The organism is Azospirillum sp. B21, assembly GCF_008364825.1.
In the GTDB taxonomy this organism is placed as follows: Bacteria; Pseudomonadota; Alphaproteobacteria; order Azospirillales; family Azospirillaceae; genus Azospirillum.
Genome location: NZ_VTTO01000001.1, coordinates 361509 through 388214, shown reverse-complemented (window position 1 = coordinate 388214; position 26706 = coordinate 361509). Strand labels below are relative to the sequence as shown.

Genomic DNA, 26706 nt, shown 5'->3' with positions numbered 1-26706 from the left:
TGCGTTACAGATTGTCCCGCAGGTCGGCCAACGTGACCATCAGCATCATCGGGTCCATCGGCGAGGTATCGAGCCCGAGGCGAAGATAAAATCCCTTCGCCTCATCCGACAGCGCATGGACGATCAGCCCGCGGACGCCGATTAGATCGGCGGCCTGCACGACCCGCAAGGCGGCGTCACGGAACAGCGCCCGGCCGAGGCCCTGCCCCTGCCGTGTCCGGGAAACGGCGAGCCGCGCCAGCACCACCACCGGGATCGGATCGGGCATGTTGCGGCGGAAGCGTCCCGGTGCTTCGGCAACCGCGACCGCACTCGATGCCAGAGCATAATAGCCGGCGATCTCGTCGCTGGCACAGGCGACGAAAGTCCGCGACGCGCCGCTGGCCTGGTTGGCCATTGCCCGGCGTTTCAACCAATTGTCCAAGGACGGCGTGCCGGACTCGAACAGGTCGACGCGATGGTGGGATGCAAGCGGCTCGGGCGCGGACAGCGTCATTCGCTGTCCCAGGGTGCCGGTGTCCGCAAGGTCCGGCGCAGCTTCTCGTTAGGCTTGGGCGGTGCGTCGAGCCGGGCGAGGAACGCTGCGTAGGCCTCGGGGCTGGCCGCGATGATCGCGCGGTCGAGCAGAGCATCCTCGGCGGCGCGGCGGGCGGCCTCCAGGATGAAATCCGTGCGGTTCTTGCCCTGCGCCTGGGCCGCCCGGTCGATCAGGCTGCGCTCTTCCGGGCGGATGCGGATGTTCAGCGTCTCGCGCCGGGACTTCTCTTCTGACGGTTCGACAGGCTGCATGGCGGCCACCTCCGGTTAGGGAGACAGCCTGCCACAGCGCAATGACAATGTCATTACGAACCTACCTGTCCGCCGTTGGGGCGCGCCGGTCCTCCCGGCGCGCTCCCCGGCGAGTCCTCACGCAATCGTCTTGTTCAGCGCCTGATCCAGATCGGCGATGATGTCCTCCGCCGTCTCCAGCCCGATGGACAGGCGGATCACCTCGGGACCGGCGCCGGCCGAGGCCTGGGCTTCCGCCGACAGCTGGCGGTGGGTGGTCGAGGACGGGTGGATGATCAGCGACCGGGCATCGCCGATGTTGGCGAGGTGGCTGAACAGCTCCACGCTCTCCACCACCTTCACGCCGGCCTCGAAACCGCCCTTGACGCCGAAGGTCAGCACCGCACCGGCGCCGCGCGGCAGGTACTTCTTCGCGAGATCACGGTACTTCGACGAGTCCAGCCCGGCATAGCTGACCCAGCTGACCGCCGGATGGCTTTCCAGGAACTGCGCCACTTTCAGCGCGCTGTCGGCGTGGCGCTGCATGCGCAGCGGCAGGGTTTCGATGCCGTTCAGCGTCAGGAAGGCGTTCATCGGCGCCTGGCTCGGCCCCAGGTCGCGCAGGCCCACGGCATGGCCGTGGATGGTGAAGGCCAGATGGCCGAAGGTCTCGTGGAAGCGCAGGCCGTGATAGCCGGGGTCGGGCTCGCTCAGCGCCGGGAACTTGCCGGACTTGCTCCAGTCGAACTTGCCGCTGTCCACCACCACGCCGCCGACCGAGGTGCCGTTGCCGGACAGGAACTTGGTGGTCGAATGCACCACCAGCGTGGCGCCCCACTGGATCGGGTTGATCAGGTAGGGGGTGGCCAGCGTGTTGTCGACGATCAGCGGGATGCCGGCATCGTCGGCGATCTTGGCGATGGCCTCGATGTCCGTCACCACGCCGCCGGGGTTGGCGAGGCTTTCGACGAAGATCGCCTTGGTCTTCTCGGTCAGCGCCGCCTTGACGTTGTCGACGGTGTCGGTGTCGACGAAGCTCGGCTGCCAGCCGAAGGCGCGGGGGAAGCTGATGCCGAGCTGGTTCAGCGAGCCGCCATAGAGCTTCTTCGACGCGACGATGTGGTCGCCGGGCGCCATCAGCGGGAACAGGGCCAGCAGTTGCGCGGCATGGCCGGACGAGGTCGCGGTGGCGCCGGCGCCGCCTTCCAGGTTCGCCAGCCGCTCTTCCAGCACCGCCACCGTCGGGTTGGTCAGGCGGGAATAGATGAAGCCGACCTTCTGCAGGTTGAACAGCGAGGCGGCGTCGTCGACATCGTCGAAGACAAAGCTGGTGGTCTGGTAGATCGGCGTCTGCCGGGCGCCCGTCGCCGGGTCGGGTGCGGCGCCGGCATGGATGGCACGGGTCTCGAAGCCGAAGCTCTTCTGCTCAGTCATCTGTGTGATTCCCCCAGTTTTTCAGATCAGCTTTTTGAACGATTTCGTCGGTGCCATACGGCGCGTCACCAGCACATTGGAATTGATCCCGATCCGGCCGATCTCGCCGTACAGGCGCTGGATTTCCATCTTGGGGCAACGGTCCATCACCACGGTCAGTCCGGCGGCCTGCGCCCGCGCCGCCGCCTCGTCGTTGCGGACGCCCAGCTGCATCCACACCACCTTGGCGCCCGCCGCGATGGCCTCGTCCGTCACCCCGCCGGCGGCGGCGGAGTTGCGGAAGACGTCGACCATGTCCGGCGGCTCCGGCAGATCCTTGAGGCTGGCATAGACCGGCAGGCCGAGGATGGTCTGGCCGGCCATCTTCGGGTTGACCGGGATTACCGTGTAGCCCTTGTCGCGCAGGTACTTCATCACGAAGAAGCTGGCCTTCACCGGGTCGGCGCTGGCCCCCACCACGGCGATGCTCTTCGTGGTTTCCAGCACGCCGCGCAGGAACGCGTCGGTGTAGTCGGCCGGCTCGGTGATCTTCTGCCCGCTCATCGACCGCACCAGACGGGCGTGCGCTTGCCCAGGAAGGCGTCGATGCCCTCGGCGGCGTCCTGCGCCATCATGTTCTCGGTCATCACCTTGGCCGCATAGGCGTAGGCGCCTTCGGCATCCAACTCGATCTGGCGGTAGAAGGCTTCCTTGCCGGTGGCGAGGGTCAGCGGCGATTTGGAGGCGATCTTCGCCGCGACGCTGTCCACCACCTCGTCCAGCTGGTCGGTCGGCACCGCGCGGTTGACGAGGCCGATGCGCTCCGCCTCATCCGCATCGATCAGGTCGCCCAGCAGCAGCATCTCCATCGCCGCCTTGCGCCCGACCGCGCGGGTCAGCGCCACCATCGGCGTCGAGCAGAACAGCCCGATGTTCACCCCCGGCGTGGCGAAGCGCGCCTCCTCTTCGCAATAGGCGAGATCGCAGGTGGCGACCAGCTGGCAGCCGGCGGCGGTCGCCACGCCGCGGACCTTGGCGATCACCGGCTGGCGGATGCGGTTGATCGTCAGCATCAGGCGGGAGCACTGGGTGAACAGCGCCTCGTACAGCTCGCGCGACGGGGCGGCGCGCATCTCCTTCAGGTCATGCCCGGCACAGAAGGCGCCGCCGGCTCCGGCCAGCACCACGGCGCGCACGGAGCGATCTTCGTGGATGGCGTCCAGCGCGCCCTGCAGCGCCGCCATCAGCCCCACCGACAGCGCATTGCGCGCCTTCGGCCGGTTCAGCGTCAGCGTGGCGACCCCGTCGCGATCCTCGCGCAGGACCAGAGGGGCATGGGGATCGTGTGTGGAAAGCGCGGCGCTCATGGTCGTTGTCCTCCCGTATTCCTTTGGTTGCGCACCGCCGGCAGCTTAACGCGCCGCGCCTGCGGGTGACACGGGGAACCTGCAGGGCAGGGACAATGAGACGACAGGTGGAGGAGGAATTCAACAGGTGTTTTTGCTATAACCCTTAAAAAATCTATTATTTTAATAGAGAATGCATCTGAGCCAAGCCGTGCGGACCGACGCCCGGTCTGTGCGGCAGGCGTGGTCAGACCGAGAAGTGAAGCCGTCCGGCGATGTAGCTCAGATGGGCCTCGACCATGTCGCCAGTCCGGACCCGCCGGTCGATCGTCAGGAATTGCAAAGCCTGCTGCCAATGGCGCGACTCCGAACCCGGAGCGGTGGACAGCATCGTGTGGTCGTCGATGTGCAGTTCGAACCAGAAGGCGATGGCGTGCAAGGCACCATCGGCGGCGATTGGAAGGCGGGCGGACCCGACCGGCCCATGCGCGGGTGGATTGCGCAGGTCGATCCAGCAGACATCGGTCGGCGGCGCCAGCGGCCGGTGCGGCAGATCGTTCAGCGCCAGTACCATGTAGGAGGGATTGCGATACGCCTCCAGCCGCGACAGGTCGAATCCGGCGATGGTGCCGATCGGGTTTGCGCTTCGCAAGGCGGGGCATTCGATCGGCATCGCCCTGATGACCGCGCCTCGCGGCAGGATTACGGCATCGGGTTTCACCAGGGCGCGCGCGGCCTTGGCCACGCTTGCGGCGGCACCCTCGCCCAGCAGTCCGGCGTCAAGGATTTCGGAGATCAGCAGATCGGCCGGTTCGGGAAGATCGATCCCGACGCGCAGTTCCGACGACCGCTTGTTGATGATGGTGATCCGGTCCGACAAGCCGTTGTCGGACACGATTCCCCTCGCGAGTTCCGCCAGCGGCCGCGACAGTTCGCAGCTGTAGACATGGGCGGCGCCGGCCCGGGCCGCCATCAGGGCGAGCAGGCCCGCACCGGTGCCGATCTCCAGGACGATCATGCCGGGCTTCACGGCTGCGTCGATCGCACGCTGGTAGGCGGCGTTACGGGCCTGATCCGCCAGCATGGTGAAATGCCAGGCGGGAAATTGTCGGCCGAGAACGACGCGCAGATCGAGTTGGGCTGCCTGGAAGGAGGGATCGACAGCCAGCGCCCGGCGGTATCCCCTGACCGCGGCATCCATCTGGTGCCGGTCCTTCTCGACGGACGCGAGGCTGTACCATGCCTCGGCATCGCCCGGCGCCAGCGCAAGAGTCCGGCGGTAGCCTGCGGACGCGGTCTCCAGACTGCCCGATTCGTGATGAAGGCCGGCGCGGTTGAAATGGACCTCGGCCAGATCCGGAACCTTGCGGACCAGATCGTCGAGGAGGGCGATGGCTCCGTCCACCGCGCCGGATCGCGAGAGGGCCGTGGCGGCGCGAAGGGTGGACCCGAAGGAATCCGGAACCAGACGGGCAACCCGCAGGAACAGGGCGGCCGCCTCGGCCGGCCGATCCGTTTCCAGCAGTTCGGCTGCCGCATGAAGGGTGGCGGCATGCGCGGGCGAAAGCTGCAGGCAGGCGCGAAAGCTGTCCAGCGCCTCGCCCTTGCGTCCAAGCCGGCGCTGTAGAACGCCGCAATTGAACGGCGTCTCCTCCTTCAGCGGGTCGAGACGGCCGCTGCGGCGGGCGATGGCCAGTGCTTCGGCCGGATCGGCGGTCATGGCGGCGAGATTGCCCAGCGCATCCGGATGATCGGGTTCCAGGGCAAGAGCCATGCGGTAGAAAATCTGGGCTTCGTCCTGCCGCCCGAGCGCCTTCAGGGCGTTTCCGGCGTTCGACCGGAAGGAGGCCTGCTCCGGTGCGAGACGGATCGCCGTTCGGAAGGACGCGACGGCATCGATTGCGCGCCCCATCTGCGTCAACGCGACGCCGAGCAGATGGTGGGCATCCGCCTGGCCGTGATCCGCTTCGATGATGCGGCTGTAAAGCGTCGCCGCCGCATCCAGCCGACCGGAGGCGTGATGGTCGAGGGCGGCAAGCAGGGCTTCACGGATCGTCGCCATTGCTCAGGTCCCCGCCATACGCCGCCTTCCGCCCGGTCAGGATGCCTTGGCGGTCTTCTTCTTCGGTGCGGCGGCCTCCGCCGGAGCATCCTTGGCGGCCTTGGCCTTGGTCGCCTTCTTGGCGGCGGGCTTCTTCGCCGCGGTCTTTGCCGCAGTCTTTGCCGGGGCCTTCGCCTTGGCGGGCTTTTCCGCGTCGGTGCCCTCGGCCTTGGCCGGCTCGGCGTCCTTCGGAGCCTTGCCCTTCTTGGCGGCGTCCTTTGCGACCTTGGCGTCGATCAGTTCCAGCGCCTGTTCCAGCGTGACGCTGTCCGGCTCGGTCCCCTTCGGGATCGAGGCATAGACGCTGGCATGCTTCACATAGGGACCGAACCGGCCGGAGCCCATGGTGATCGGCTTGCCGGTCTTCGGGTGATCGCCCAGCGTCTTGGCCGGGGCCGATGCCTTCTTCGCCGCGCCGGCCAGCAGATCGACGGCGCGGTTGATGCCGATGGTCAGCACGTCGTCGTCCGGCGTCAGCGACTTGTAGACGCTGCCATGCTTCAGGTAGGGACCGAAGCGGCCGATGCCGGCGCTGATCTCCTCGCCGGTTTCCGGGTGGTTGCCGATGGTCCGCGGCAGGGCCAGCAGCTTCAGCGCGGTGTCGAGATCGACGTCCGCCGCGGCCATGCCCTTGGGCAGCGACACCCGCTTGGGCTTCGGCGCCTCGTCCTTCTTCTTTTTCTTCGCCTTGGGCTTCTTGCCGTCTGCCGCGGGCTCCTCAACGGCCGGTTCCTCCGGCGGGGCGGCGACGGTGGGCGCCGGGCCGAGCTGGATGTAGGCGCCGTAGGGGCCGCGGCGAACCGTCACCGGCAGACCGGTCTCCGGATCGTTGCCCAGCTCGCGCGGGCCTTCCTGCGCCTCGCCGTTCTCGTCGTTGGCGACGGCCAGCGGCCGGGTGTAGCGGCACTCCGGATAGCGCGAGCAGCCGATGAAGGCGCCCATCTTGCCCAGCTTCAGCCCCAGCCGCCCCTCGCGGCAGACCGGGCAGACCCGCGGGTCGTGGCCGTCCTCGGTGGCGGCGGGGAAGAAATGGGCGCCCAACTCGTTGTCGAGCGTGGTCAGCACCTGGGTGATCGTCAGATCCTTGGTGCCGTTCACCGCCACGTCGAAGGCGGTCCAGAAGTCGCGCAGGACGGTCTTCCAGTCGATCTTGCCGTCGGAGATCTCGTCCAGCTGGTTCTCCAGCTCCGCCGTGAAGTTGTACTCCACATAGCGGTGGAAGAAATTCTCCAGGAAGGCGGTCACCAGCCGGCCGCGGTCTTCCGGAATGAAGCGCCGCTTGTCCAGCCGGACGTAATTGCGGTCCTGAAGCACCTGGAGGATCGAGGCGTAGGTGGACGGCCGGCCGATCCCCAGCTCCTCCAGCTTCTTGACGAGGCTGGCTTCGGAATAGCGCGGCGGCGGCTGGGTGAAATGCTGGTCCTGGGCGATGTCGCCGCGGGCCAGGGCATCGCCCTGGTCCATGGCCGGCAGGCGGCGCTCTTGCTGGTCGTCCTCGGCCGCGTCGTCGCGGTCCTCCTGATAGACCTTCAGGAAACCGTCGAACACGACGATGGAGCCGGTGGCGCGCAGCACCACGTCCTTGGACGGGCTGGCAATGTCCACCGCCACCTGGTCCAGAACGGCGCTTTCCATCTGGCTGGCCAGTGTACGCTTCCAGATCAGTTCATAGAGCCGCAGTTCGTCCCCTTCCAGATAGGCGGAGACCGTGTCCGGACGGCGCTGCAGGTCGGTCGGCCGGATGGCCTCGTGGGCCTCCTGGGCGTTCTTGGCGGCGGTCTTGTAGACGCGCGGCTGGGCCGGGACGTAGCGCTCGCCATACTGGGAGCCGATCAGGCTGCGGGCGCCGTCGATGGCTTCCTGCGACAGGCTGACGCCATCGGTTCGCATATAGGTGATGAGGCCGACCGTCTCGCCGCCGATGTCCACGCCCTCATACAGCTTCTGCGCGGTCCGCATGGTGCGGGTGGCGCCGAAGCCCAGCTTGCGCGAAGCCTCCTGCTGCAGTGTGGAAGTGGTGAAGGGCGGCGACGGGTTGCGGCGGCTCTGCTTACGCTCCACCGACGAGACGGCGAAGGTCTGCGGGCGGATCTTCGCCACCGCGGCTTCCGCCGCCTCGCGGTTGGGAAGGCCGAACTTGTCGAGCTTCTTGCCGTCCAGCTGGGTCAGCGACGCGGTGAAGGTGGCCCCGGCCGGCGTGGTGAAGCCGACCGCGATCGACCAGTATTCCTGCGGCTTGAAGACCTCGATCTCCGACTCGCGCTCGCAGATCAGGCGCAGCGCCACCGACTGGACGCGGCCGGCCGACTTGGACCCCGGCAGCTTGCGCCACAGCACCGGCGACAGCGTGAAGCCGACCAGATAGTCCAGCGCCCGGCGCGCCAGATAGGCGTCGACCAGTTCGCGCGACACGTCGCGCGGGTTGGCGATGGCGGCCTGCACCGCGCTCTTGGTGATCTCGTTGAAGGTGATTCGCTGGACGTCGCGATTGTCGGTCAGGTGCTTTTCGCGCAGCAGCTCCGACAGGTGCCAGGCGATGGCCTCTCCCTCGCGATCCGGGTCGGTTGCGAGATAGACGCGGTCGGCCGACTTCACCGCCTTGGCGATCTCGTCGATGTGGCGCTTGGAGCGGTCGCCCAGCTCCCATTCCATCGCGAAGTCTTCATCCGGGCGCACCGAACCGTCCCGCGCCGGAAGGTCGCGGACATGGCCGAAGCTGGCGATGACGGTGTAGTCGTCGCCCAGATACTTGTTGATGGTCTTCGCCTTGGCCGGCGATTCGACGATGACGACGTTGCTGCCCGGCAAGAAACCAGCCCTTCGCGTATGCCCACCCAAACCACGGCGATGCCGATCAGGCGAGAGAGACCTGATGACCGGGAAGACGCTGGACTCGGCCGGCAAGCTCAAGTTCCAGAACCACAGTCAGCACCACCGGAGCGGACAATTGGCACCCGCGGACGAGTTCGTCAATGGTGACGGGCGAGGGCCCCAGGTTTTCCAGCACCAGGGCGCGTGCCTTTGCAAGGTCGGATTCGTCCGGTTCCGCGGTAGGGCCGGGGGCCAGCCCGGCGGCGCTGAACAGGTCGCGCGGCCGTTCCGCCAGCGTCGGCGGGCGCAGGTTTTCGATGGCGCGCAGCACATCGTCGGCCCGTTCCACCAGCGTCGCCCCCTGGCGCAGCAGATTGTTGGTGCCATGGCAACGCGGGTCGAGTGGAGATCCCGGAACCGCCATCACCTCGCGCCCCTGTTCCAACGCCATCCGCGCGGTGATGAGCGAGCCGGAGCGCAGCGCCGCCTCCACCACCAGCACACCCAGCGACAGGCCGGAGATCAGACGGTTGCGGCGGGGAAAATGACGAGCCTGCGGTTGGGTGCCGATTGCGCTTTCCGCCACCACCACGCCCTGCGCCACGATGTCGCGGTAGAGCCCCTCATTCTCCGGCGGATAGACGACGTCGATGCCGCCCGCCAGCACCGCGGCGGTGCCGCTGCCGATCGAGCCGGCATGGGCGGCGGTGTCGATGCCGCGGGCAAGGCCGGAAACGACCAGCAGCCCGGCCGCGCCAAGTTCCCGCGCCAGCGACTCGGCGAATTTCTTGGCGTTCAGCGAGGCGTTGCGCGCCCCGACGATGGCGACCGCGCGCCGTTTCAGCAGATGGGCGTGGCCCGCCACCGAGATCACCGGCGGCGCATCGTCGACCGCGGCCAGCGGTTCCGGATAGTCGGGTTCGCAGGCGCAGATCAGCCGGGCGCCGAAGCGGCGGTTCGCCTGCATCTCCCGCTCCGCCTCCGTCTTGGAGGCGACGCGCAACGGCTTGGTCCGCCCGCCGCGCCGTGCCAATTCCGGCAAGGCGTCCAGCGCCGCACGGGCACTGCCGAACTGCTCCAGCAGGCGGTGAAAGGTGATCGGCCCCACATTCTCGGTGCGAATGAGGCGGATCCAGTCGAGCCGTTCGGCATCGGACAAGGGGCGGCGCGGTTGTGTCATGCTTGGAATTCATACAACCAAGCGATATGTGCCATCAACATGCAAACGTATGGAGACGCGATCTCCCGGGTAAATCTCCTTGCAATGGTGTGCGTCGTCGCTGCCGCAATCCGGCGGGTGGCATCGTGCCGTCTTTCTGCCTCGTTGAACTCCACAACGTTGTGTGCAGGAGGTGACGCGAGTTTCCATCCTGAAGGCGGAGTCGGTTGCCCGGCCCCGCCCGTCGGCCCTTAGCTATCACGGTCCTTGTCGAAGCTGGCTTGGAACTCGATCTTCCACTTGAACCAGAAGCGGTCGAGCCACTCCAGGAACTTCTTCACTCGCGTCACCTCCTTGGATCGCCGGCCGAGACACATCCCTGCCGGCCCGGCGACACCATGTGGACCCTGTGCTTGTGCCAATTGAAGCGGGGTGTCGCGTGGCTGCGTTGCCGGTCAATGCAATGAAACACCGCTCACAAGTAATATAGTTTCGTTGTGCTGAAATCCGTTTGCGACGACAGTCCTCCATCAGGGTGTGTCGCGATGACGGGTGTTCTCAATTAAGAAATATGGAATTCTGACAAATCAGTGGTTTGTGATCTTTTCGGAAAAGCGACGTATGCCGGAGTTTCCCCAATAGAACCCACTCCACGTTTAGGTATCATCAGCCCCGGATATATGGACTGAGGTGGGGTGCGGGCAATGTTCGGACGGGGAAAGATCAATCGGGCGTTGGCGTGGAAGATGTCGGCGCTCGACGCCCTGCGGGCGAGGGTGATGGTGGCCGACGAGGATCTGACGATCGTTCACGTCAATCCCGCCGTGGTCTCGATGCTGCGCGAAGCGGAGAGCGATCTGCGCAAGGATTTGCCCCGGTTGGACGTGAGTCGTCTGGTTGGCAGCAACATCGACGTGTTCCACAAGAATCCCGACCACCAGCGCCGGTTGCTGGCCACCCTGACGAAGCCGTACAGCGCCACCATCAAGGTCGGCGGCCATCAGTTCGACCTGTTGGTCACCCCGCTGACGGAAGACGGGCAGCGCATCGGCTTCGTCGTCGAATGGGCCGACGCCAAGGAGCGGCTGGAGAATCTCGACTATGCCGCGCAGATGGCGGCGATCAGCCGGTCGCAGGCGGTGATCGAGTTCACCACGGACGGCACCATCACCAAGGCCAACGACAATTTCCTGAGGGTGATGGGCTATCGCCGGGATGAGGTGATCGGCAAGCATCACAGCATGTTCGTCGAACCGGCCCAGCGCGACAGCGCCGACTATGCCCGCTTCTGGGATACGCTTCGCCGTGGCGAATTCCAGGCCGCGCAATACAAGCGCATCGGCAAGTCCGGCAATCCGGTGTGGATCGAAGGCGCCTACAATCCGATCTTCGACGAGAAGGGTCAGGTGACGAAAATCGTGAAGTTCGCAGTGGACATCACCGCCCAGGTGGCCCTCCTGAACAATCTCAAGGTGTTGATCGACAAGAATTTCGGCGAGGTCGATCAGGCGCTTCGCCTGTCGCTGGGCGAGGCGGGCTCCGCCAACGCCGCCGCCGGTTCGACGTCCGCCAGCGTCCAGGCGGTGGCCGCCAGCGCGGAGGAACTCGTCGCCTCGATCGGCGAGATTTCGCAAAGCATGGCCCGCGCCCGCGCCGCGACCGACGGCGCCTTCGACCGCACCGTCGCGGTGGGGGAAAGCACCGATCGGCTGGCCGCCGCCGCCCAGGCGATGAACGGCATCGTCGGGCTGATCAACTCCATCGCCGGCCAGATCAACCTGCTTGCGCTGAACGCCACCATCGAAGCGGCACGCGCCGGAGAGGCCGGCAAGGGCTTCGCCGTCGTGGCGTCGGAGGTGAAGAACCTCGCCAATCAGGCCGGTAAGGCGACGGAGCAGATCTCGGCGGAGATCGAGGGCATCCAGTCGACCTCGACCGAGGTCGCCAGTGCGCTGAACGCCATCCGCGAGGCGGTGGCCGTCGTGCGGGAGCATGTGACCGGCACCGCCTCGGCGGTCGAGGAGCAGAGCGCCGTCACTCAGAACATGTCGGCCAACATGCAGACTGCATCGGCCGCCGTGGCGACGGTGACCTCCAACGTCACGGCAATCTCCACGGCGGTCAATCAGGTGGCCGGAGCGGTCGAACGGACCAAGGAGGCGGCGCACGTCCTGGTCCGCTGACGACCTCGGCCGGATCAGCGCTTGTGGAAAGCCGGCGGGCGCTTTTCGAAGAAGGCGGTGATGCCCTCCTTCGCTTCGCCATGGTGCAGGGCCTCCACGAACAGGTCGCTTTCGCGGGCGAGCTGGGTGGCGAAGCTGCCATAGGCCAGTTCCATCAGCTTCTTGGCGCGACCCATGGCGCCGCTCGGGCCCTCGGCGATGGTCTTTGCCCAGGCGACCGCCTCCGGCAGCGCCTGTCCCGGCGCCGTGACGCGGTTGACGACGCCGGCCGCATGCAGGCGGGCGGCATCCACCGGGCCGCCGGTCAGCATCAGTTCGGCATAAAACTGCGGCGGCAGCGCGCGGGCCAGCGAGGCCGAGGCGCCACCATCCGCCGTCAGCCCGACCTTGACATAGGCGGTCAGGAACTGCGCGTCCTCCGCCGCGACGATCAGGTCGCAGGCCAGCGCCAGCGAGAAACCGGCGCCGGCGGCCGGCCCTTCCACCGCGGCGACGATCGGCTTCGGGCATTCGCGCATGGCGCGGACCCAGCCGTGGAAACGCTCGATCCCATCCCGGTTCTCCGACCGCGAGCGGCTGCCGTGGTGATAGAGATTGGTCAGGTGCCCGCCCGAACTGAAGGCACCGCCGGCCCCCGTCAGCACGATGGCGCCGATGTTGGGATCATGCGTTGCCTCGTCCAGCGCATCGCGGCCGGCGGCCATCATCCGCAGGCCGAGCGCGTTGCGGGTGCCGGCGTCGCTCATGGTCAGCACCATGACGCGGCCCTGGCGTTCCACCGTCATGCTGCCGGTATCCTGACGTTCGTTCATGGTCGTTTCTTCCCCGGTTGTCCTTGTCCGGCGGAGGGATCCTCGCCGGATGGTAGAACCACTGTGACAGCGGGAGGGCACCGCTCCAATCCGTACGACCGGTATAGGAAGGAGCCGGATTTCGCGGAAAGCGCCTGTTCTTCCACAATACCCCTTCCTACATTGGGGTGAGGCCGATCGCCGCGGCAGCGCTTGGCGGGCCGGCATGGCGTGACCGACGGGCGGAGGCGGGGGATGGCGCTGGCTCTGGATCGGCAGGGGGATCGGCAGGGGGATCGGCAGGGGCGGGGCGGGGGTGGCGGGAAACGGCCGGTCATCGCCGTGGCGGTTCCTCCCTATGCCAACCGCACCATCATCCTGGCGTGCGTCCTTGCTTTCGTGCTGAGGCTTCCGCCGGAGTCCTTCGCCTTCGTCCCCGCCTATTTCTTCGGAACGGTCGAACTGGCCGGGCCGCTGCCCACCGCGGCCTTATGGCGCGGGCTGTTCGGACATGTGCTGATCCATGGCGACCTGACGCATCTGACCTCCAACATGGCGGTGCTTTTGCTGTTGGGCGACGTGGTGGAGCGCGAGGCCGGGCATCTGCGCTTTCTGCTGCTGTTCTTCGCCGGCACCGTGGCGGCCGCATTGACCGAGGGGCTGCTGGCGGCCGACCGGATGGCGCCGCTGATCGGGGCGAGCGGGGCGATCTGCGCGCTGATGGGTGCCTTCCTGTGGATGCGCCCGCGCTTCGGGCTGCTGTCGCGGCGCCTTCCCCGGCGGCTGGTGCAGGGAGCGATCGTGGTGTTCGCGCTGCTCAACGCGGCGATGACGCTGATGCCGCCGCCCGCCGGCTCTCCGCTGGCGGAAGTCGGATGGGGCGCCCATGCCGGCGGACTGGCCGCCGGGTTGCTGCTGGGGGCGCTGCTGCTATGTCTGGCCGGACCCCGGCGGCCGGCAACCGTCGGGTAGCGGCGTCCGGTATTGTCTCCAGGGCGGTTGCAATCCGTCCCCCTGCCCGAAATACTCGCGCCATCGTCAGCGGGAGAGAGTGGACCATGGGGAACGACGCGGTTCTGGGCGTGATCGGCGGCAGCGGCCTTCACTACATCGATGGTTTGGAGAACACCCGCTGGGTCAAGGTGACGACGCCCTTCGGCGACCCGTCCGACGAGCTGCTGACCGGCGAGTTCGAGGGCCGCAAGCTGGTCTTCCTGCCGCGCCATGGCCGCGGCCACCGGATTCCGCCGTCGGACCTGAATTTCCGCGCCAACATCCACGCGCTGAAGCAGCTGGGCGTGACCGACATCCTGTCGGTCTCCGCCGTCGGTTCGCTGAAGGAGCATCTGCCGCCGGGCACCTTCGTGGTGATCGACCAGTTCATCGACCGCACCTTCGCCCGCGACAAGAGCTTCTTCGGCAGTGGGCTGGTCGCCCATGTGGCGCTGGGCCATCCGGTCTGCGGCCGGCTGGGCGACCTGATCGAGCAGGCGCTGGCCGAACTGGACATCCCCCACCAGCGGCGCGGCACCTATATGGTGATGGAGGGGCCGCAATTCTCCACCGTCGCCGAATCGAACCTGTACCGCAGCTGGGGCTGCGACGTGATCGGCATGACCAACATGCCGGAGGCCAAGCTCGCCCGCGAGGCGGAGATGTGCTACGCGACCGTCGCCATGGTCACCGATTACGACTGCTGGCACGAGGGTCACGACCATGTTTCGGTCGATGCGGTGATCAAGGTGGTGGTCGCCAATGCTGGCAAGGCGCGCTCGCTGGTGTCGGCCTTGGCGCCCAAAGTGGCGCATCGCGACGGCCCCTGCGCCCAGGGGTGCCACACGGCGCTCGACAATGCGATCATGACCGCTCCGTCCCACCGCGACCCGGCGATGCTGGAAAAGCTGTCGCTGATCGTGAAGCGCGCCTTGGGGTGAATCGTGGCGGGGTGAACCGTTGCCGACGGCGTGAAAACGCATTATTTTCGGGGAAGGCGTACCGAGGCCCAATCCCCGGTACGCCGACCCGATCAGCGGTTCAGATACTCAAGCACCAGCTTGAGCAACTGCAACAGCAGGATCAGGAGAGTGAGGATTTGGTTCATCCTCTTGCCCTCCGTCAGTGCGGCGCGGGCGGTGGCCGTTCCACCGCCCCGACCGCGGCGCAAACATGCCAAGCATCCCCGCCAGTCGGAAGCTGAAAGTTGTATGTCGTGTCTTGCGCTCGCTTTTATGTGTGCGCGAAGCGCTTGCCCACGGCATGGGACTGTGACGCCGCAGGCAAGATTGGCCCCTGAACGAAAGTAGGGGTGTGTACCTTACCGGACGTCGAATATATCATCGGTACACGTAACCATTCTGGTGGTGGCAAGACGGTTCCGCGGTTGATCGATGCGGCTGATGGATGCTTCCAGGAGCAGACGCCGGTCTTCGCATGGTCCTGCGATGCAGTGCTTTGAAAATCTCCGGGGCGGCGACGGGATGTCGGCGCCGGTACAGTCCTGCGCTCGCGCTGTATTTTCCACGCGATGGAATAAATCCGGAATGGAAGCCATGCATTTTGACGAATTGCCGGAAAGCCGCTGCGATTTCTAGGATTGTTCAGGCACCATAGTGTCTGCTGCTCGGCAAAAGACGCCTTCACGCAATGGGCGTCATGGCCATAACGATGAGGAAACGTTCATGAAGCGCCGTTCCTTCCTGACCTCGGCCGGCGTCGGCGTCGCCGCCAGCACGCTGGCGGCTCCCGCCATCGCGCAGTCCCAGCCGGAAATCCATTGGCGTCTGGCGTCCAGCTTCCCCAAGAGCCTGGACACCATCTACGGCGGTGCCGACACCATCGCCGCCCGCGTCGCCGCGGCGACCGACGGCAAGTTCACCATCCGCCCCTTCGCCGCCGGTGAAATCGTCCCCGGCCTGCAGGTGCTGGACGCCGTGCAGAACGGCACGGTCGAATGCGGCCACACCGCCAGCTACTACTATGTCGGCAAGGACCCGACCTTCACCTTCGACGCGACGGTGCCGTTCGGCCTGAATGCCCGTCAGCAGAACGCCTGGATCTACAATGGCGGCGGCATGCCGCTGCTGCGCGAGTTCTTCGACGGCTACGGCGTCGTGAACTTCCCGGCCGGCAACACCGGCGTGCAGATGGGCGGCTGGTTCCGCAAGGAAATCAAGACCGTCGAGGATCTGAAGGGGCTGAAGTTCCGCATCGGCGGCTTCGCCGGCCAGGTTCTGTCCAAGCTGGGCGTCGTGCCGCAGCAGATCGCCGGCGGCGACATCTATCCGTCGCTGGAAAAGGGCACCATCGACGCCGCCGAGTGGATCGGCCCGTACGACGACGAGAAGCTCGGCTTCAACAAGGTCGCCAAGTACTACTACTATCCGGGCTGGTGGGAAGGCGGGCTGAACGTCTCGCTGCTGGTCAACAAGCAGCAGTGGGAACAGCTGCCCAAGCAGTACAAGGCCGTTCTGGAGGCCGCCTGCTTCGAAGCCAACGTGACCATGGCCGCCAAGTACGACGCCGAGAACCCGGCGGCGCTGAAGCGTCTGGTCGGCGGCGGCGCCCAGCTGCGCCCCTTCCCGCGCGACGTGATGGAGGCCTGCTACAAGTCCGCCACCGAGCTGTATGACGAGACGGCGAAGACCAACCCGAAGTTCGCCAAGATCTACGAGCCGTGGAAGAAGTTCCGCGACGACGAGTATCTGTGGTTCCGGGTGGCCGAGAACTCCTTCGACAACTTCGCCTTCACCGCCGGCCTGAAGCGCTGACGGCAATATGAAGAACAAGGCCCCCGCGACCCGCCCGGTCGCGGGGGCTTTTTCCTGTTCAGGCCGGGCGTCCGGGCGCCAGCAGGTTGGCGATCATGGTCTGCACCACCTCGTCATTCTGGTTGAAGGTGGTGGTCTTCACCCGCAGCACGCCCTGGTCGGGGCGCTTGACGGAGCGCCGGGCCTCCAGCACCTCCATCTCGATGCGCAGCACGTCGCCGGGACGGGTCGGGCGGGGCCAGCCGATCTGGTCGACGCCCATGCCGATATAGCCGCCGGCCAACTCCGCGTTGCTGCCCACGATCATGCGCATCGTCATCCCGGCGGTGTGCCAGCCGCTCGCCGCCAGCCCGCGGAACAGCGTGTCCTTCGCCGTCTCTGGGTTCAGGTGGAAGGGTTGGGGGTCGAACTTCTCGGCATAGGCGACGATCTCCGCCGTCTCGACCATCAGCGGCCCGCCGGTGAAGCGGTCGCCCACCGTGATATCCTCGAAATAGCGCATCCCCCGGAACTCCGTTCGTTGTGGTGGTCAGGGCCGGTTCGGCCGGCTATGATACAGACCTGTCTCTTCCGGGCGATGGTAGAGACAGGTCTGTATCATTGTCAACGGCCAAGCTTGCGGCGGGGCCGTCCTGAACGGGTGGGGTCGGATGGCAGAAGCGGTAACGGTCAGGAAGCCGGCGCGGGAACGGATTCTCGATACGGCGGCGGAACTGTTCTACCGCGAGGGCATCCGCGCGGTCGGCATCGACACGATCATCGCCAAATCCGGCGTCGCGAAGATGAGCCTGTACCGCAATTTCGCGTCCAAAGACGACCTGGTCTGCGCCTATCTGGAGCGCAACATCGCCCAGCATGGGGCGTGGTGGGACCGGGTGACCGCCCGCCATCCCGGCGATCCACGGGCGCAGATGAAGGCGCTGTTCGTGGCGCTCGGCCACTGGATCGACCATCCCAAATTCCAGGGCTGTCCTTTCACCACCGCTGCCGCCGAACTGCGCGACCCGGCCAACCCCGCCCACGCGCTCGCGCTGGCCCACAAGCGCATGGTCCGCGACCGCCTGCGCGCGTTGGCCGCCGCCGCCGGCGCGGACGATCCGGACCGGCTGACCGGGCAACTGCAATTGCTGATGGAAGGTGCCTACGCCGCCGGCCGCGCGCTGGATCTGGGCCCGGGCAACGGGGCGGTGGCAAGTGCGGCGGCGGCGCTGATCGACGGGGCTTGTGGTGGAGGGTCATCGGCTGACGATCCCCCAACCTAACCGACCGACCTGAAACACAAAAAGCGCCGCAGGTTTGACCTGCGGCGCTTCTTCAATTCTGCCCAATGCGTCAGTCGGCGCCGATCCGGTCGCGGACAGGCTGGCCGGGACGGTAGTCCTGAAGGCGGGTGGCGCGCAGGCCACGCATGCCGTGGCTGTCGATCAGCCGCTGCCAGGACAGGAATTCCTCCACCGACAGGGTATAGCGGCGACAGGCTTCCTCCAGGCTGATCAGGCCCGATCGGACGCCGGCGACCACTTCCGCCTTGCGGCGCATCACCCAACGCTTGGTGTCGGGCGGGGGAAGGTCGTTTTCGGTCATGGGACGCCCCTCAGGACCAATGACCGATGCACCGGCCGCAGAGTCGTCGGCGGTGTCGAGTTCTATGAGTGCCATGCGCGGACGCTCCAACCCAAACTGTGGATTCCACGATTTCGGGGTACTTTAGGCGCCGGCACTTAACAAATGCCTAAACGATAGAGTTAACTTTTTATCGCGGGTTATCCCCTAACCCGAATGGACAGCAGGGGCGACGCGCTCGTCCGGCGGCCGGAGGTGGCCGGCCGCCCTATCTGAAATTCCCGGCAATGACGCCGGTCAGTAAACCATGGTCAGCTTGGAGAGCGGGACTTCGCTGGCGCCGATGTTCAGCACGGTCTCGCCTTCCTTGTTGTTGCCGATGCCGGCGACGGTGCCGAAGGTGTAGGTGGTCGCCTTGATGATATCGTCCTTGTTCTCGGCCACCGGGGCGACGTTCATCCGGTAGGCGCCCGGCTGAACGGCGCGGCCGTTGTTGTCCTTGAAGTCCCAGTTGACCGCATGCTTGGTCCCGGCGCTGGTTTCGCCCTTCATGGAGCGGACGATGTTGCCGTTGGCATCCAGGATGTCGACACGCACCGACTTGGCGGAGGTCGCCAATTCGTAGCCCAGCGGGGTTTGGGTCATGCCCTGGGTGTACTGGAAGCTGTCGCCCTCGAAGGCGACCGTGCGGCCGAGATAGGCCAGGTTGGTGGAGGCGGTGCCGGCGGACTGCAGCTGCACCAGCTTGTCCAGGCGGCTGTTGGTGCCGATGTTCTGTTCGACGTTGGCGAAATCGACCAGCTGTTTGGTCATGTCGTTGGTGTCGAGCGGCTTCAGCGGGTCCTGGTTCTTCATCTGCGTGGTCAGCATGGTGAGGAACGTCTGGAAATTGTCGCCCAGGCCTTTGGTGGCCGACGCCGTCTTGTCGGCGTCGGTCTGCGGGGTCTTGGCCGTCTCGGCCGCCGTCTTCGACCCGGTCGACAAGCCGCCCGAATAGGTGCCGTACTTGTTCACGGTCGGGGTGGTGGTGGCGTTGGTCGTGGTCATGGCGGTCGTCCTTCGTGGCTCTTGCGGCCGGTGTCTTGAGTGCGGCGGGCGTGCCGCCGGGGTCAGGCGCGGATGTCGAGACGTCCGTTGCCGAGCGTCGCGGTATAGACGGCGGTGTCGGACGCGTCCTGGTCGCCGCTTCCGTCGAGGCCGCGGCCGCGCCGGCCCGCTCCGTTCCCCTTGCCGTCGCCCCGACCGTCATTGCCGAAGGGGTTGCCTTCGCCGCGCAGGCTGAAGTTCAGGCTGTTGGAGTCCGTCTGCAGTCCAGCCTCTTGCAAGGCGCGTTCCAGTCCGCGGCTGTCGCGCTGCAGAAGTTCGAGAGTCTGGGCTCTTTCCACCGCGACCATCGCGCTGACCCGGCCGTCGGCGCCGATGTCCAGCTTGATGTCGATCCGTCCCAGTTCCGCCGGGTGCAGGTTGATGGTGAACTGGTCGACCTCGTCGGCGACCTGCTTCTTGATGTGGACGGCGATCTGGTCATGGACGCCCATCGGCATGCCGGCGCTACCGCGCGACGGGCGCAGCGTCGCGGTCGCCTGCGGCTGGTCGATGCCGGGAATGCTGCCGTGCATCCCCTCCATTGCGGCCAGCGCCGGATGGGTGTGGACGCCCCCAGCGGCATGGGCCGAGCCCGCGATGGCACCTGCGCCCTCGAGCCCCTCCAGCGCTCCGGCCGCCTTGGCGGCGGTCGACGCTGCAACCGTTTCCGCGACCGGCGGAACCGCCGGAGCGACTGCTGCCGGCTGCGGCATGGCCTGGGATTGGGAATCGTTGCGGCTGCCGCCGTCGGCGCCGGTCTGTTTGCCCCCCTGTTTGGCCTCGCCGGACTTCGCCTTGGCGGCGGCGAGCAGATCGGCGAAGCGGTCGGGCAGGGCGGCGTCATCGTCCGGCAGAGCCTCCGCCGCGTCTTCGCCGCTTTGGGGGCCGCCATCGACCCCGGTCAAGGCCGCGGCCTGGGCCTGCCGGGTGCCGTCTCCGTCCACGGCCAGCGCATCGGCGGCGTTCTTTGCCGCGGCATCCGCACCGGCCTGCGCCGCACCCGGGGTGCCGGCCGTGGCCTGAGCCTGAGCAAGTTGGGCGGCAAGCTGCGCGGCAGGATCGACCGTACCTGCCGTTGCGCCACCGGCAACCGCACCAGCTGCCGCAACCGCCGCATCGCTGTCCGCACCGGCGGCGGACTGGCCGGGCGCCGTCAATCCGGCGAGGATCAGGTCACTCGGCTGCGGGACCGGCTGCTGCAACTCCGCTTCCGCGGTGACGGTCAGGGGCTGGTCGGCGATCTGCTCTTCCGCCCCGGCATCCTCGGTGGGCGCGTCTCCGGTCCCGCCCCCCTCGGCCATTGCCGCGTCGATGTCCGTCTGTGCTGTCTCGGCGTCCGCAACCGCCGCATCCGTCCCATCGCCCGCCTGTGCCTGATCGGTGCCGGCGGTTTCCGTGCCGGACTTTGCAGCATCGGACTTCGCCGCATCAGACTTCGAGGTTTTGGCCTCGGCGCCACCGGCCTTGGCGGCATCCTTCGGCTTGTCGCTCTTGACCGGCTTGCGGTCGTCCTGACCGGCCTGGACCTCGCGGTCGCCGTCCGTCTTGGCGGCCTTCGGTTCCTGCGTCCGGGCGGGCTCGGCATCCGCATCGTTCCGGCGCGCGGCCTGGGCCCTGGTGTCGCGACCGAGCTCGGGCTTCGGCTCGGCCCGCACGGGTGCCTTGCGCTGCGCGTCGGCCGCGCGGGCGTCGCGGGCTTCCTTCGCCTCGTTGGCGGAGTCGCGGGCGGCATCGGCGGCCTGCTCGCGCTTCCGCGCGGCGGCGTCGGCCAGCATGCGGTCCATCATCTTGGAAAACAGGTCGTTCTTCGCCCCCGCCCCCTGCGTTCCCTGTGTCTGCTGGGACTGGCCGAGACCGTCGAACAAGGATGCGGCGTTGTTGTTCGATTGGATATCCATGGAACGGCCTCTCAGGACGGCGGAGCGCACCGACGGCGATGCGGCGGGATCAATGCAACGGGCGGGCCAAACGTCGGACGGGCTCCGCCGGGGTGCCCGGGAGGGGTAGGGCGGCAGTTCCCGCCTCATGACATGGCCGCTACCGGCAAAAACGTCCCCATGCGGGGTCTTTCTTGCCGCGGCGCCTTGCCGATGCCGGCTCACCGATCCCGGCAAAGAAAAAGGCCGCCTCCGATCGGGAGGCGGCCGTCCGAAACGTCTCGGCAGTCACGGATGAAGGCTATCGGCGAGTGTCGCTCAGAGCCGGGTGTTGAGCGCCGCCGAGGTGCGCGGGCCGCTCGGTGGCGGGGAATAGCCGCGGCCGCCCCCCATGTGCGCGGCATAGGCGGTCGCGGGCGCCTTCTGCTGGCGGGTGATCACGGTGACCACGGTATCGACCATCACCTTCTGGGCCTCGCCGCCGATGCGCAGGGCCTCGGCGTTGTCGGCGGTGGCGGCATAGAGCCTGGCGGTCGCATCCTTCAGCGCCGTTTTCATCTCCGGCGCCAGGCCGATCAGCCCCTCGCGGTCGACGCGCAGCAGGCGGCTGATCTCCTCATAGACCAGCGTCATCGGCTGCTTGTCCCTGACGATCTGGGCCAGTTCCTTCGCCGGGCGGCGGGCGCGGACGGCGGCGGCCTCGCGCTCCAGCAGGGCGGTCAGGCGGCCCATCAGCTCGACCAGGGCCACCGCGCGCTCCTGTGCGTTCTTCGGCAGGTTGGCGGCCGGCTTGGACTGCTGGGGGAAACGGACGTCGACCTTATCCATGGCTGGCCTCCTGGGCGCGAAGAAGCTCTCCGTAGACCTGATTGGCGATGCCGAAGCCGCCGCGCTGGGTGATCTGCTTGCCGAACTGCTCGATCAGCATCGGGCGGAACATCTCCTCGCCGCGCCCGCCGCCGAAGGTCTCGTCGGTGCCGATTCCCTCGAACATCGGGCCCAGCATCTGCGAGATGAACTGGCTCTCGAACTCGTTGGCGGACTTGCGCAGCTGGGCAAGCTTTGCCGGGTCGGCCTTAGCCTCCAGATCGGAAATCCTTGCCTGGGTGCGCACGCCGAAACCGGCGGAAAGGGCGGAGCTCATGGACATCAGATCACCTCGATCTCGGCTTGCAGGGCTCCGGCGGCCTTGATCGACTGGAGAATGGCGATCATGTCACGCGGCCCTACGCCAAGCGCATTCAAGGATTGTACCAACTCCTGCAGCGTCACCCCGGCATTCATCACGGCGAGGCGGTTGTTGGACTGGTCGTCGACCTGGATGTCGGTGCGCGGCACCACCGCGGTCTGGCCCTGGCTGAAGGGGCCCGGCTGGCTGACCTGCGGGGTCTCGGTGATGCGGATGGTCAGGTTGCCCTGGGCGATGGCGACGGTGGAAATGCGGACATTCTCCCCCATCACGATGACGCCGGACTTCTCGTCCACCACCACGCGGGCGACCTGATCGGGGGTGATGCGCAGCTGCTCGATCTCCGTCACCAGCCCCACCACGTCGCCGCGCCGCGTCTCCGGCACGTTGATGAGGACGGAGGACGGGTCGGTCGCCTGGGCCCGGTTGCCGCGCAGCTGGATGTTGATGGCGGTCGCCACACGCTGGGCGGTGGTGAAGTCGGGATTGCGCAAGCTGAGGCGCAGGACCGGCAGCTCTGCCAGCGAGAACTGGATTTCCCGCTCGACGATGGCGCCGGAGGAGATGCGGCCGGAGGTCGGCACGCCGCGCGTCACACTGGCCCCCTGGCCCTGGGCAGTGAAGCCCGACACCGCGATCGGTCCCTGCGCCACGGCATAGACCTCGCCGTCGGCGCCGATCATCGGGGTGACCAGCAGGGTGCCGCCCAGCAGGCTCTTGGCGTCGCCCATCGCCGACACGGTGACGTCGATGCGTGTGCCCTGCGCCGCATAGGCGCCCAGCGTCGCCGTCACCATCACCGCCGCGACGTTCTTGGTGCGCAGGTTGGTGCCGCGGGTGTTGACGCCCATCCGCTCCAGCATGCCGGTCAGGCTCTGCTCGGTGAAGGGCGAGTTGTTCAGGCTGTCGCCGGTGCCGTTCAGGCCGACCACCAGCCCATAGCCGATCAGCATGTTGTCGCGCACACCCTCCACATCGACGATGTCCTTGATACGGGCGGACGCGGCAAAAGCCGGTGCCGCCTGGACACCGAACGCCAACAGGGCGGTCAGCACGACCAGAACGGTGCGGCGGCGCAGAAGGCGAAGGGTGGTGGGGATCATGACGCGGACACTCCTGAACTCGTGCCCGGTCCTATACAAACGCCATGCCAGACGCGGCAAACGGCGGCTTTCGGTCGTTGACCTGAAAAACGCCCGCGATATGACGCGTTTCGGTCACAGCCGCCCGGCAATTTTTGCCCAATTGCGGCAAGCCTTGACCGGATGTTAAGGTTGATCCATCTACAGTGCGCGCGTTTACGCATCCTTTACTGCAAACGGTTGCACGGATCATGAAAGTCGAAGGCACCGGAAATATACGCGGCGGTGGTTCGGTCCGCCGCACCGGCAAGGCCGAAGGCTCGTCCGGCGCCGCGTTCTCCAAGCAGCTGGTGGGAGAGACCGGCTCCGCCCACGGGGTCAGCGGCACCGCCGCGACGGCCGGGATTGCGGGCGTTCTCGCCATCCAGGAGGTCGATGCGACCGACGACGCCACCGCGCGTGCGTCGCGTGGCAAGATGCGGGCGGAAGAGATGCTTGACCGGCTGGAGGAAATCCAGCACGGGCTGCTCTCCGGCACCCTGTCGGTCCAGAAGCTGGTGGATCTCGCCAAGGTGGTCCAATCGCGCCGCGCCCAGGTCGACGATCCCGGTCTGGCCGAGATCCTCGACGAGATCGACCTGCGCGCGCAGGTGGAACTGGCGAAGCTCACCTCCTGACATGTCGGTGTCCATCCGGCCGCCCCGCGCGCACGGGTTGGGGCGGCGGATTCGCCACGGTCACAAATCTTTTTTATTCCAAGGGCTTGTTTGGTCGTTGCGGGGGCGAACCATAGGGTTGCGGTCCTGACGTGGCGTGCCTATACTCCGCGCCGCCCGGATCACCCCTTTTTCGCTGGATGCTTTCGGATGACGTCGCCGCTTCTGCCCCAGAACTATTCCCCGTCGGAAGACGAGGAGTTCATGAACCCGATCATGCGGGAGTATTTCCGCCAGAAGCTGCTGCGCTGGCGCGCGGAACTGCTGGCGGAATCCACCGGCACGCTGAACAGCCTCCAGGAAGGCGGTATCCAGGAACCGGATATCGCCGACCGCGCTTCGGCGGAGACCGACCGCGCGCTGGAACTGCGCACCCGTGACCGCGAACGCAAGCTGATCTCCAAGATCGACGCGGCGCTTGAGCGCCTCGTCGACGGCAGCTACGGCTATTGCGAGGAGACGGGCGACCCCATCTCCGTCCGCCGGCTGGATGCCCGCCCGATCGCGACGCTGAGCCTGGAAGCCCAGGAACGGCACGAGCGGATGGAACGGACCCAGCGCGACGACTGACGTCGCGTGGCCGCAGGGGATAGCCGCCGGTCCCGGTCGCCGGTGGCGAAGCCCTGCGTTGCCGCCACTGTCGTCACGCAGTTCCGACAAAGGCATCGGCCGTCCCGACCGGTGCCTTTGGCATGTGCGCACGGTCGGGCGGAACCAAAGCCAGCTCTCCTGGGTTCGGAACGGCAGGGCAAACTGCGGTTCCGACTCCGGGGGACGATCCATGGACAACGAGACCTTCAACCTCGACCTGCGCAAGTTCCTGAAGCAGGTCGGCGTGACCTCCCAGCGGGAAATCGAACTGGCCGTCGGCCGCGCACTGGCGGACGGCCGGTTGGACGGGGTGACGACGCTGCCCGTCCGCGTGGTCCTGACCGTCGACGGCATCGGCCTGACGCACGAAGTCACCGGCGACCTGTCGCTGGAACAATCGCCGGAGTGAGGCGTCGGGGGGGAACTGCTGCGTGCCGGCCGCCAACTGTCAAGGAAGCTCCACGTCCATGAGCGACGATTCCGATTGCCTGGGCATGTGTGCCATCGACGGCGAGATCTGCACCGGCTGCGGCCGCACGCTGGACCAGATCAACGCCGCCCTGGACCGCGCCGACACCGACCGCGACACCGATCCGCCGACCGGCTGAAATCGGCACCTGCCGCCTCCGCCGGCCGCGTCACCGAATGGTCGCGACGTTCCGGTGCCTGTGCTGTTTCCTCCTCATCGCCGATCGATAAGCGACCGAGGAGCACCAATATGGCCGATCAACGAGACAAGCAGCAAACCGACGCCCAGCGCGACGACCTGCAGAAGCCCGCAGGCGATACCGGCAAGACCGAAGGCGGCAAGATCGACAGCCGCACCGAGAAAGCCCAGGAGGAAGCCGCCAAGGACCGCGCCCGCGAAGGCGGTTATCAGTAAGCGGTAAGCGGCGACGAACCGACCATGCGGCGGCCCGGCTCCCGGATAAGGGGCCGGGCCGTTCCCTGTCCGGGCTGCGCCGGTTCTTATCGAAGCGGGCGCATCGCGCCGGAAAATCACCTTGAAGTTTATATGATTGTAGATAATTTCTCCTTCTAAGACGCATTTAAAGGAAACATACAACCATGTGTACGGATTTTATGGTCGTGGCGAAGGACCAAACATGTGTGAACGGTCGAAGCATGGATTTTGAAGACGATCTGATAAGCGACCTGATCGTGCATGCGCCGGGCAAGGCTGCCATCGTGGCCAGCTTTGTATCCGATTATCTGTCCAGCCAACCGGGCGGCTCGACGTTCAAATGGCTCGCCCGCAAGCTGTTCGGAGCGGAAATCGACACGGCGATGGAGTGGATTGAAAGGCGATTTGATCTGGTGCCGAAATACGGATATGTCGGCATGACCGTCAAAGGCTACCCGCTCTGTGCTGACGGCATGAACAGCCAGGGTCTGTCCGTCGGTGCACTCTGGCTGACCGGAACGAAATTCCAAGAAGCCGACCTCAAAGCGACGAACGTCGTTTGCGGTACCTTCGTCGACTGGATGCTGGGGCATTGCGCCACTGTTGCCGAGGTCCGGGAGCTCCTGGAGAGTCATAAGGTCCACGTCACCGATAATCCTCCGCTTACTGAAAGTGCTCCGCTGCATTTCGCGGTTCATGACGCCGAAGGCAAGAGCATCGTCATCGAGTTCATTGACGGCAAGGCGGTCATCAGCGACAACCCGGTGAAGGTATTGACCAACCTGCCGACGTTTTCCTGGCACCTGACCAATCTTGCGACCTACATCAACCTCACCCAAGATCATATCGAGGAGAGGCGCATCGGGGACTTTACCGTGCGCGCTCCCAGCCCAGGCACGGGATTGATCGGCCTTCCCGGCGATGCCACGGCACCCAGCCGTTTTGTCCGCACCGCGCTTCTGAAAGAGTTCGCTGAGCGACCCAAGAACGCAGCCGACGCGCATAACCTTGCCTTCCATCTGCTGAACGCCGTTCACACCACCAAGGGTGTGGTGCGCGCCTACAGGGAGGTGCCCGGCGATAAACCCAAGCGGGAGGAAAAGTTCGACCATACCCAGTGGGCGGTGGTGAAGGACCTGACCAACCGCGTCATCACCATCCGCATGGCCGCGTCGCAGGTTCCCTGGAGCCTGGATCTGAAGACCTTGCAATTCGATGCCAATCACGGTCGGCGGATCGCCATTCCGACGGATGTACACAACCGGCTGCCGCTCTGACCCCGTCAGGCGTCAATCCGCATAGCCGAGTACAGGGCACGTCGGCCGACGGTGAAGCGGCAGGCGGCGCCGTCGGTCTTCG

The 26706-nt window shown here is 66.5% G+C and carries 27 protein-coding genes; 11 read left to right on the top strand and 16 right to left on the bottom strand.

Annotated elements, in window-relative coordinates:
• Positions 1–4: 4 nt before the first annotated feature.
• The 8 genes from FZ983_RS01845 to dprA form a co-directional block, all read right to left on the bottom strand.
• Positions 5–496 carry a GNAT family N-acetyltransferase gene (locus FZ983_RS01845; RefSeq protein WP_149221926.1) on the bottom strand — a complete coding sequence of 164 codons (492 nt, stop codon included), beginning with the start codon at positions 494–496 and terminating at the stop codon, positions 5–7.
• Positions 493–789: a DUF1778 domain-containing protein gene (locus FZ983_RS01840; RefSeq protein ID WP_014248089.1), complete on the bottom strand. Its 297-nt coding sequence runs from the start codon at positions 787–789 to the stop codon at positions 493–495. Before FZ983_RS01840 ends, FZ983_RS01845 begins: the two co-directional genes overlap by 4 nt.
• A gap of 117 nt (positions 790–906) precedes the next feature.
• On the bottom strand, positions 907–2202 hold the full coding sequence (locus FZ983_RS01835) for an O-acetylhomoserine aminocarboxypropyltransferase (protein WP_149221925.1): 1296 nt from the start codon (positions 2200–2202) through the stop codon (positions 907–909).
• A 21-nt stretch (positions 2203–2223) separates the two neighbouring features.
• Positions 2224–2745: a CoA-binding protein gene (locus FZ983_RS01830; protein ID WP_149221924.1), complete on the bottom strand. Its 522-nt coding sequence runs from the start codon at positions 2743–2745 to the stop codon at positions 2224–2226.
• Entirely contained in the window at positions 2742–3548 is an 807-nt protein-coding gene (locus FZ983_RS01825) for an enoyl-CoA hydratase (protein WP_149221923.1), read from the bottom strand. Before FZ983_RS01825 ends, FZ983_RS01830 begins: the two co-directional genes overlap by 4 nt.
• Positions 3549–3774: 226 nt before the next feature.
• The gene (locus FZ983_RS01820) at positions 3775–5589 is read right to left on the bottom strand and encodes a tetratricopeptide repeat protein (protein ID WP_149221922.1); all 1815 of its coding nucleotides are present in this window, start codon (positions 5587–5589) and stop codon (positions 3775–3777) included.
• 36 nt (positions 5590–5625) lie between these two features.
• Positions 5626–8436, bottom strand: a complete 2811-nt coding sequence (gene topA / locus FZ983_RS01815) for a type I DNA topoisomerase (RefSeq protein WP_149221921.1) — start codon at positions 8434–8436, stop codon at positions 5626–5628.
• 46 nt (positions 8437–8482) lie between these two features.
• Entirely contained in the window at positions 8483–9619 is a 1137-nt protein-coding gene (dprA, locus tag FZ983_RS01810) for a DNA-processing protein DprA (RefSeq protein WP_149221920.1), read from the bottom strand.
• A gap of 683 nt (positions 9620–10302) precedes the next feature.
• On the opposite strand from dprA, the gene FZ983_RS01805 reads away from it, so the two are divergent.
• Complete coding sequence (locus FZ983_RS01805) at positions 10303–11781, top strand: PAS domain-containing methyl-accepting chemotaxis protein (RefSeq protein WP_149221919.1); 1479 nt, start codon at positions 10303–10305, stop codon at positions 11779–11781.
• Positions 11782–11795: 14 nt separating this feature from the next.
• Here the strand turns inward: FZ983_RS01805 and FZ983_RS01800 are convergent, their stop codons facing one another.
• Entirely contained in the window at positions 11796–12593 is a 798-nt protein-coding gene (locus tag FZ983_RS01800) for an enoyl-CoA hydratase family protein (RefSeq protein ID WP_149221918.1), read from the bottom strand.
• 234 nt (positions 12594–12827) lie between these two features.
• Between FZ983_RS01800 and FZ983_RS01795 the strand changes: the two genes are divergently transcribed.
• The 3 genes from FZ983_RS01795 to FZ983_RS01785 all read left to right on the top strand — a co-directional run bounded on the left by FZ983_RS01795 (position 12828) and on the right by FZ983_RS01785 (position 16339).
• Complete coding sequence (locus FZ983_RS01795) at positions 12828–13544, top strand: rhomboid family intramembrane serine protease (RefSeq protein WP_149221917.1); 717 nt, start codon at positions 12828–12830, stop codon at positions 13542–13544.
• Between the two features lie 86 nt (positions 13545–13630).
• Positions 13631–14506: an S-methyl-5'-thioadenosine phosphorylase gene (locus tag FZ983_RS01790; RefSeq protein ID WP_149221916.1), complete on the top strand. Its 876-nt coding sequence runs from the start codon at positions 13631–13633 to the stop codon at positions 14504–14506.
• 744 nt (positions 14507–15250) lie between these two features.
• Complete coding sequence (locus tag FZ983_RS01785) at positions 15251–16339, top strand: TRAP transporter substrate-binding protein (RefSeq protein WP_149221915.1); 1089 nt, start codon at positions 15251–15253, stop codon at positions 16337–16339.
• A 58-nt stretch (positions 16340–16397) separates the two neighbouring features.
• Here the strand turns inward: FZ983_RS01785 and FZ983_RS01780 are convergent, their stop codons facing one another.
• On the bottom strand, positions 16398–16841 hold the full coding sequence (locus FZ983_RS01780; protein WP_149221914.1) for a MaoC family dehydratase: 444 nt from the start codon (positions 16839–16841) through the stop codon (positions 16398–16400).
• A gap of 148 nt (positions 16842–16989) precedes the next feature.
• Between FZ983_RS01780 and FZ983_RS01775 the strand changes: the two genes are divergently transcribed.
• A complete protein-coding gene (locus FZ983_RS01775) occupies positions 16990–17601 on the top strand; it encodes a TetR/AcrR family transcriptional regulator (RefSeq protein ID WP_149221913.1) in 612 nt (203 codons plus the stop codon).
• Between the two features lie 70 nt (positions 17602–17671).
• Here FZ983_RS01775 and FZ983_RS01770 read toward each other — a convergent pair whose 3' ends face one another.
• The 6 genes from FZ983_RS01770 to FZ983_RS01745 form a co-directional block, all read right to left on the bottom strand.
• Positions 17672–17998 (bottom strand): DUF1153 domain-containing protein, encoded by a 327-nt coding sequence (locus FZ983_RS01770; protein ID WP_149221912.1) that lies wholly within the window; start codon positions 17996–17998, stop codon positions 17672–17674.
• A gap of 201 nt (positions 17999–18199) precedes the next feature.
• Entirely contained in the window at positions 18200–18949 is a 750-nt protein-coding gene (locus FZ983_RS01765) for a flagellar hook capping FlgD N-terminal domain-containing protein (protein WP_149221911.1), read from the bottom strand.
• Positions 18950–19011: 62 nt separating this feature from the next.
• Positions 19012–20886, bottom strand: coding sequence for a flagellar hook-length control protein FliK (locus FZ983_RS01760; RefSeq protein WP_149221910.1), 1875 nt, complete (start codon positions 20884–20886; stop codon positions 19012–19014).
• 297 nt (positions 20887–21183) lie between these two features.
• A complete protein-coding gene (locus tag FZ983_RS01755) occupies positions 21184–21693 on the bottom strand; it encodes a flagellar basal-body protein (protein WP_149221909.1) in 510 nt (169 codons plus the stop codon).
• Positions 21686–22009 (bottom strand): rod-binding protein, encoded by a 324-nt coding sequence (locus FZ983_RS01750; protein ID WP_149221908.1) that lies wholly within the window; start codon positions 22007–22009, stop codon positions 21686–21688. Before FZ983_RS01750 ends, FZ983_RS01755 begins: the two co-directional genes overlap by 8 nt.
• A 5-nt stretch (positions 22010–22014) precedes the next feature.
• Positions 22015–23157, bottom strand: coding sequence for a flagellar basal body P-ring protein FlgI (locus FZ983_RS01745; protein WP_149221907.1), 1143 nt, complete (start codon positions 23155–23157; stop codon positions 22015–22017).
• A gap of 230 nt (positions 23158–23387) precedes the next feature.
• On the opposite strand from FZ983_RS01745, the gene FZ983_RS01740 reads away from it, so the two are divergent.
• The 6 genes from FZ983_RS01740 to FZ983_RS01720 all read left to right on the top strand — a co-directional run bounded on the left by FZ983_RS01740 (position 23388) and on the right by FZ983_RS01720 (position 26624).
• The gene (locus FZ983_RS01740; RefSeq protein ID WP_149221906.1) at positions 23388–23813 is read left to right on the top strand and encodes a flagellar assembly protein FliX; all 426 of its coding nucleotides are present in this window, start codon (positions 23388–23390) and stop codon (positions 23811–23813) included.
• Between the two features lie 189 nt (positions 23814–24002).
• Positions 24003–24422 carry an RNA polymerase-binding protein DksA gene (gene dksA, locus FZ983_RS01735; RefSeq protein WP_012974451.1) on the top strand — a complete coding sequence of 140 codons (420 nt, stop codon included), beginning with the start codon at positions 24003–24005 and terminating at the stop codon, positions 24420–24422.
• Between the two features lie 211 nt (positions 24423–24633).
• Positions 24634–24852 (top strand): DUF6494 family protein, encoded by a 219-nt coding sequence (locus FZ983_RS01730; RefSeq protein WP_149221905.1) that lies wholly within the window; start codon positions 24634–24636, stop codon positions 24850–24852.
• A 58-nt stretch (positions 24853–24910) separates the two neighbouring features.
• Positions 24911–25051, top strand: a complete 141-nt coding sequence (locus tag FZ983_RS01725; RefSeq protein WP_149221904.1) for a DUF1289 domain-containing protein — start codon at positions 24911–24913, stop codon at positions 25049–25051.
• Positions 25052–25161: 110 nt separating this feature from the next.
• Positions 25162–25326 (top strand): hypothetical protein, encoded by a 165-nt coding sequence (locus tag FZ983_RS33945; RefSeq protein ID WP_188092224.1) that lies wholly within the window; start codon positions 25162–25164, stop codon positions 25324–25326.
• 185 nt (positions 25327–25511) lie between these two features.
• Complete coding sequence (locus FZ983_RS01720) at positions 25512–26624, top strand: linear amide C-N hydrolase (RefSeq protein WP_149221903.1); 1113 nt, start codon at positions 25512–25514, stop codon at positions 26622–26624.
• Positions 26625–26706: the final 82 nt, after the last annotated feature.

Excerpts from the sequence above, each read along its gene's own strand:
- FZ983_RS33945 (WP_188092224.1), top strand. The coding sequence starts at position 25,162 with ATGGCCGATCAACGAGACAAGCAGCAAACCGACGCCCAGCGCGACGAC.
- FZ983_RS01720 (WP_149221903.1), top strand. The coding sequence starts at position 25,512 with ATGTGTACGGATTTTATGGTCGTGGCGAAGGACCAAACATGTGTGAAC.
- FZ983_RS01760 (WP_149221910.1), bottom strand. The coding sequence starts at position 20,886 with ATGGATATCCAATCGAACAACAACGCCGCATCCTTGTTCGACGGTCTC.
- FZ983_RS01830 (WP_149221924.1), bottom strand. The coding sequence starts at position 2,745 with ATGAGCGGGCAGAAGATCACCGAGCCGGCCGACTACACCGACGCGTTC.
- dksA (WP_012974451.1), top strand. The coding sequence starts at position 24,003 with ATGACGTCGCCGCTTCTGCCCCAGAACTATTCCCCGTCGGAAGACGAG.
- FZ983_RS01755 (WP_149221909.1), bottom strand. The coding sequence starts at position 21,693 with ATGGATAAGGTCGACGTCCGTTTCCCCCAGCAGTCCAAGCCGGCCGCC.
- FZ983_RS01795 (WP_149221917.1), top strand. The coding sequence starts at position 12,828 with ATGGCGCTGGCTCTGGATCGGCAGGGGGATCGGCAGGGGGATCGGCAG.
- FZ983_RS01770 (WP_149221912.1), bottom strand. The coding sequence starts at position 17,998 with ATGGCACTCATAGAACTCGACACCGCCGACGACTCTGCGGCCGGTGCA.
- FZ983_RS01750 (WP_149221908.1), bottom strand. The coding sequence starts at position 22,009 with ATGAGCTCCGCCCTTTCCGCCGGTTTCGGCGTGCGCACCCAGGCAAGG.
- FZ983_RS01775 (WP_149221913.1), top strand. The coding sequence starts at position 16,990 with ATGGCAGAAGCGGTAACGGTCAGGAAGCCGGCGCGGGAACGGATTCTC.
- FZ983_RS01780 (WP_149221914.1), bottom strand. The coding sequence starts at position 16,841 with ATGCGCTATTTCGAGGATATCACGGTGGGCGACCGCTTCACCGGCGGG.
- FZ983_RS01800 (WP_149221918.1), bottom strand. The coding sequence starts at position 12,593 with ATGAACGAACGTCAGGATACCGGCAGCATGACGGTGGAACGCCAGGGC.
- FZ983_RS01835 (WP_149221925.1), bottom strand. The coding sequence starts at position 2,202 with ATGACTGAGCAGAAGAGCTTCGGCTTCGAGACCCGTGCCATCCATGCC.
- FZ983_RS01820 (WP_149221922.1), bottom strand. The coding sequence starts at position 5,589 with ATGGCGACGATCCGTGAAGCCCTGCTTGCCGCCCTCGACCATCACGCC.
- dprA (WP_149221920.1), bottom strand. The coding sequence starts at position 9,619 with ATGACACAACCGCGCCGCCCCTTGTCCGATGCCGAACGGCTCGACTGG.
- FZ983_RS01825 (WP_149221923.1), bottom strand. The coding sequence starts at position 3,548 with ATGAGCGCCGCGCTTTCCACACACGATCCCCATGCCCCTCTGGTCCTG.
- FZ983_RS01845 (WP_149221926.1), bottom strand. The coding sequence starts at position 496 with ATGACGCTGTCCGCGCCCGAGCCGCTTGCATCCCACCATCGCGTCGAC.
- FZ983_RS01840 (WP_014248089.1), bottom strand. The coding sequence starts at position 789 with ATGCAGCCTGTCGAACCGTCAGAAGAGAAGTCCCGGCGCGAGACGCTG.
- FZ983_RS01740 (WP_149221906.1), top strand. The coding sequence starts at position 23,388 with ATGAAAGTCGAAGGCACCGGAAATATACGCGGCGGTGGTTCGGTCCGC.
- FZ983_RS01790 (WP_149221916.1), top strand. The coding sequence starts at position 13,631 with ATGGGGAACGACGCGGTTCTGGGCGTGATCGGCGGCAGCGGCCTTCAC.
- FZ983_RS01725 (WP_149221904.1), top strand. The coding sequence starts at position 24,911 with ATGAGCGACGATTCCGATTGCCTGGGCATGTGTGCCATCGACGGCGAG.
- FZ983_RS01765 (WP_149221911.1), bottom strand. The coding sequence starts at position 18,949 with ATGACCACGACCAACGCCACCACCACCCCGACCGTGAACAAGTACGGC.
- FZ983_RS01805 (WP_149221919.1), top strand. The coding sequence starts at position 10,303 with ATGTTCGGACGGGGAAAGATCAATCGGGCGTTGGCGTGGAAGATGTCG.
- FZ983_RS01745 (WP_149221907.1), bottom strand. The coding sequence starts at position 23,157 with ATGATCCCCACCACCCTTCGCCTTCTGCGCCGCCGCACCGTTCTGGTC.
- FZ983_RS01730 (WP_149221905.1), top strand. The coding sequence starts at position 24,634 with ATGGACAACGAGACCTTCAACCTCGACCTGCGCAAGTTCCTGAAGCAG.
- FZ983_RS01785 (WP_149221915.1), top strand. The coding sequence starts at position 15,251 with ATGAAGCGCCGTTCCTTCCTGACCTCGGCCGGCGTCGGCGTCGCCGCC.